This window comes from Flavobacterium bomense (genome assembly GCF_003970355.1).
The window spans coordinates 1-2,298 of sequence record NZ_RYDJ01000041.1 but is presented as its reverse complement, the minus strand read 5'-3'; the positions used below and the strand labels follow the sequence as shown (position 1 = coordinate 2,298).

Annotated in this window: 1 protein-coding gene; it reads left to right on the top strand. The window is 34.7% G+C overall.

Annotated features, from left to right (window positions below; genetic code table 11):
- A partial coding sequence (locus tag EKL98_RS15305) for a T9SS type A sorting domain-containing protein (RefSeq protein ID WP_148104420.1) occupies window positions 1-2,139 on the top strand: 2,139 nt, incomplete at its 5' end.
- Window positions 2,140-2,298: the final 159 nt, after the last annotated feature.

The following is a 2,298-nucleotide window of genomic DNA, read 5'->3' as shown; positions in this document are numbered from 1 at the left end:
AATGCAACAATTTGCAGCAAAACAGGAGAGTCTATATATATCTCAGTAGCAAACGTTTCTCCAACAGATAGTTTTATTTGGCAACTAAAAACACCTACTGCAGATTGGACAACAATAAATAATTTAAATGCAGCTAATGTCTATAGTGATTATTCTATGGCTACTTTATATATTGTCAAAACGGCTACTTTGCCTGTTAATGCAACTCAATATAGAGTTGTGGTTACTAATGGGTCTAGTAGTTTGACTTCAAATACTGCAACATTAACCGTCAGCCCTTTGTCTGTTTCTTCAACAATTACAGGAGCATCTCCGCTTTGTTTTGGAGGAAATAAGACACTTACATACGGAACAGACTCGATAGGAGATATACAATGGCAATTCTCGACAACTTCGAGTACTGCTGATTTTTATGATATTGATTTTGAGAATAAAAAAACTTATAACGCAGTCAATATTCAAGAAACGACTTGGTATAGAGTAAGAAATACTAGTGGCGCCTGCAATCCTAGTTATAGTCCAGCTGTTCAAGTAGTCGTAAATCCATTTCCAATTGCCGGATATATTGATGGTGGGGATATCAATGTTTGTAAAAGCTCAAATACAACAGAATTGATTTTGATTGATTATGAAGGAAAAATTCAATGGCAAAAATCTATTGATATTGCTGGCCCTTTTGCATCAATACCAAATGCCACTGCTGCAACATACAAAGCAAATTCTTTAGCTGTTACTACTTATTTTAAAGCAGTTGTAACCAGCGGAGATTGCTTGTCAGAAAGTACTGATCCAGTCGTCATTATTGTTGATCCAACACCCATTTCAAAATTAATTACTGGAGCAACTACGGTTTGTTTTGGTGACAATATAAAACTTACCTATGGTTCAGATTCTATAGGAGACATTCAATGGCAGTCTTCTACAACATCAAGCACCGATGATTTTTATGATATTGATAATGAAATTGGATTAGTATTTACAGCAACTAATTTGCAGGAATCAACTTGGTTTAGGGTAATGAATTCCAGTGGAGGATGCAATTCTGTATTTAGCCCTGCTGTAAAAGTTTTGGTCAATCCGCTACCCATTGCTGGTAATATTGAAGGTGGCGGCGATACAGTTTGCAAATCTTTAAATTCCACTGTATTGTCTTTAAACAACCAAGAAGGCACTATTAAATGGCAAAAAGCCCCAGATGTTAATGGCTCTCCTGGTACTTTTGTAGATATCCCTTCGGCTACCAAAGAAACCTATACGGCAGTGTCATTAACCGCTACTACTCATTTCAGAGCTGTTTTATCAAGTAGTGCTTGTGCATCTGAAATGACAGATTCAGTTGTGATTTTTGTCAGTCCTACACCTGTTGCAAAATTAATTACTGGCGCATCACCAGCCTGTAAAGGAAGTAGTAAAGTACTTGTTTATGGCGAGGGTTCTTTAGGAGATATTCAATGGCAATTTTCGACTACCTCAGCATCTAGTGGCTTTAATGATATTCCTGGCGAAATAGGACACCTTTTTTTAGCTTCTGATTTACAAGAGACTACATGGATTAGAGTATCAAACAGTATAGACAGTTGTAATGCTGTTTATAGCCCAGTAGTTCAAATTACTATAAATCCTCCTCCCGTTTCAGGATTCATTGAAGGGGGGAATAAAAACGTTTCAAAAAAAATAAATGCAACAGAATTGACATTAAAAGGGTACAAAGGGACAAGTTTTCAATGGCAAAAAGCCGCTTCATTAACAGATAATTTTACCGACATTCCTTTCTCTTCATCCTCAACATATATAGCAACTGGGTTAACAGATAATGCCTATTTTAGAGTAATTATATCTAGTGACATTTGCACTAAAATTGCCTCTGAACCCGTGTTTATAAATGTTAATTCTGATTTTGAAATTACAACTTTTCCAAATCCATTTGATTCAGAATTCAATGTAAATCTAACTCCCTTGACCTTGGACCCAATTGAATTAAAAGTATATGACATATCTGGAAGAATTATTGAAAATCTAAACATCAATTCATCTGAAATCAATTCCAAGCGATTAGGTGGCAATTATTTGCTTGGTGTATACCTAATGATTATCAAACAAGGATCTCTGGAGAAAAGTAGTAAAGTAATTAAAAAATAATACTTTCTGATCCTTTTTTTTAAGAATCTATTGAAAATTTAAAAGACATAGTATAGTCTTTTTGCGTACGCTTTAAATAGCAAGTTTCTTGTAATGATTCCATAGGATACTTTTTTGTGTATCGCTATTTCAGGACAAGACAAGATTAAAAAATAAAAA